Source organism: Bifidobacterium sp. UBA6881, assembly GCA_002451435.1.
Classification (GTDB): domain Bacteria; phylum Actinomycetota; class Actinomycetes; order Actinomycetales; family Bifidobacteriaceae; genus Bifidobacterium.
In genome coordinates this window covers 1-2,334 of sequence record DKCF01000035.1, presented here as the reverse complement: position 1 = coordinate 2,334, position 2,334 = coordinate 1, and the positions used below count along the sequence as shown (strand labels likewise).

The 2,334-nt window shown below is 59.3% G+C and carries 4 protein-coding genes; 1 reads left to right on the top strand and 3 read right to left on the bottom strand.

Annotation, left to right across the window (positions count from 1 at the left end):
* Nucleotides 1–473, bottom strand: a 473-nt coding sequence (locus tag B3C64_RS02745) for a GTP-binding protein (protein WP_291533571.1), incomplete at its 3' end; no start/stop codon positions are given.
* Nucleotides 474–629: 156 nt separating this feature from the next.
* Here B3C64_RS02745 and rpsT point away from each other — a divergent pair.
* Nucleotides 630–890, top strand: a complete 261-nt coding sequence (gene rpsT, locus B3C64_RS02740) for a 30S ribosomal protein S20 (RefSeq protein WP_291533569.1) — start codon at nucleotides 630–632, stop codon at nucleotides 888–890.
* A gap of 80 nt (nucleotides 891–970) precedes the next feature.
* Here rpsT and B3C64_RS02735 read toward each other — a convergent pair whose 3' ends face one another.
* Nucleotides 971–1,702, bottom strand: coding sequence for a trimeric intracellular cation channel family protein (locus B3C64_RS02735; protein WP_291533567.1), 732 nt, complete (start codon nucleotides 1,700–1,702; stop codon nucleotides 971–973).
* A 215-nt stretch (nucleotides 1,703–1,917) separates the two neighbouring features.
* Nucleotides 1,918–2,334 (bottom strand): aminotransferase class IV (locus tag B3C64_RS02730; RefSeq protein ID WP_291533564.1); only part of this gene is annotated, 417 nt, incomplete at its 5' end.

The window sequence follows — 2,334 nt, the reverse complement described above, 5'->3', positions numbered from 1 at the left end:
ATCTCCTCGGCGTGCTTGTCGGGTTCGGCGCTGGGAAGATCGATTTTGTTCAACACGGGGATGATGGCCAGATCATGGTCGATGGCCATGTAGAGGTTCGACAGGGTCTGCGCCTCGATGCCCTGCGTCGCATCGACGAGAAGCACCGCTCCCTCGCATGCGGCCAACGCGCGGGACACCTCATAGGTGAAATCGACGTGTCCCGGCGTGTCGATCATGCCGAGCGTGTATTCGGTGCCGTCGAACGTCCACGGCACGCGGACGGCCTGCGATTTGATGGTGATGCCGCGTTCCTGCTCGATGTCCATGCGGTCGAGGAAGCGATCGCGCATTTCTCGTTCCGGCACGATGCCGCTCAGCTGCAATATGCGGTCCGCCACGGTGGATTTGCCGTGATCGATATGTGCGATGATGCAGAAATTGCGGATCAACGACTGATCGGTGAAACCGGGCTGGTTATGCTGCTGGCCCACGCCATCCTCCTCGTGAAATACGTAACGTACTCGATTCTAACTGCTAGTATCGGCAGTGCGCGCCGCGACACTCTCAGGCGCATTGGCGATTTATCCGCGCGCCATGTTATCATCTTCGTTTGTATGTCCTTATAGAAAACGTCGTTTGGAGTAATAGTGGCAAACATCAAGTCGCAGAAGAAGCGCGTTCTCACCAACGAGAAGGCCCACAAGCGTAATGTGTCCGTGAAGTCCAGCCTGAAGACTGCCGTCCGCGCTACCCGCGAGGCTATCGCGGCCGGAGACAAGTCCGCAGCCGAGGCAGCCTACAAGGTTGCCGCCCAGAAGCTCGACAAGGCTGCTGGCGCTGGCGTGATCCACAAGAACCAGGCCGCCAACCGCAAGTCCGGTCTTGCCGTGGCCATCAACGCTCTCTGAGCATAACGCCTGAATCAACGGGGAGGCCCACAGACCTAGTCTGTGGGCCTCCCCGTTTTCTTTTTGGTTTCCGTCCGTCGTCATTCCCTATGGCGCCGCGTGGCACCATGTTCATCCTCTTTCCGAAGACGAATGGCCTCGCCAGGCAGATAGGTATTGTGCCGTACCAGCGCGCCGGGAAGCTGGATGTCGAAAATCACCGACACCAACCGCATGACGACCATCAGTACGACGATGAGCACATCCAGAGCCACTTCCGCCGGAAATCCGATGAATCCGGCATTCACTCCCTTGCACACCAACACGGTCAGCACGCATCCCACCGCGGATGGAACCGCGTACCAGTGTCTGTCGCGAATCACCATGGGCACCTCGTTGATGAGCATGTCCCGGATCAATCCCCCACCCAATGCGGTGAACATGCCCAGGAACACCGCGGTGGTGCCCGACATGTGGTACATCATCGCCTTCGACGTGCCGTTGACTGCATACAGGCCCAACGCCAACGCGTCCAATGACAGCATGGACCATTTCAGCCTGTTCACCTCGGGATGGATGATGGCCACTGTGACGGCCGCCAGCAGGGCGGTCATCACCAATCCCTTGTCGGATACACCGGATGGCGGGAGCGCGCCCAACAGCACATCGCGGATGATGCCGCCGCCCAATGCGGTCAGCCATGTGGTGACGAGAATCGCGAAAATGTCGTATCCCTTGCGCACTGCGGCCAAGCCTCCGACCATGCCACAGCAGAATGTCGCCAGATATTCGATGCCCATGAAGAAGCCATTGCTCTCCAGCGCCATTTCCATGCCTCTCCCCTTCTTCCCTTTTTAGCGTTTCCCCATTTCCGAACGACAACAAAAGTACCACAGCCCGGACACGGCGCGCGCAATAAAAAACGGAGGGCGGGCTATGGCCACGGCACACGTTCCAAGGCAATAAGGCCCGGAACATATAGGCGTCATGACCATAGCCCGCCCTCCGGCGGTCCATCGTTATCTCAGGCAGACCAGCGATGGGAAAATCAGCAGACCTTCCACATCCAGTTGTGCGGATCCTCGACTTCGCCGAGCTGGATGCCAAGCAGCTGGTTGCGCAGCGCGACGGTCAGCTCGCCGGAACCGCCATCGGCAACGGTCACGTCGAACTTCTCGGACTTGAAGCGACCGATCGGGGTGATGATGGCCGCGGTACCGCAAGCGAACACTTCGGTGACCTCGCCGGACTTGATGTCTTCAAGCAGCTGGTCCAGCCTGATCATGGTCTCGACCACATCACGACCCTGGTCCTGCAGCAGCTGGATCAGGGAACGACGCGTCACGCCCGGCAGGATGTTGCCGGTCAGGGACGGGGTCTCCACGTGACCGTCCTTGTGCACGACCATCATGTTCATGCCGCCAAGCTCCTCAAGGTAGGTCTTGGTCGCGGCGTCCACGAAGCA

Excerpts from the sequence above, each read along its gene's own strand:
- B3C64_RS02735 (WP_291533567.1), bottom strand. The coding sequence starts at position 1,702 with ATGGAAATGGCGCTGGAGAGCAATGGCTTCTTCATGGGCATCGAATAT.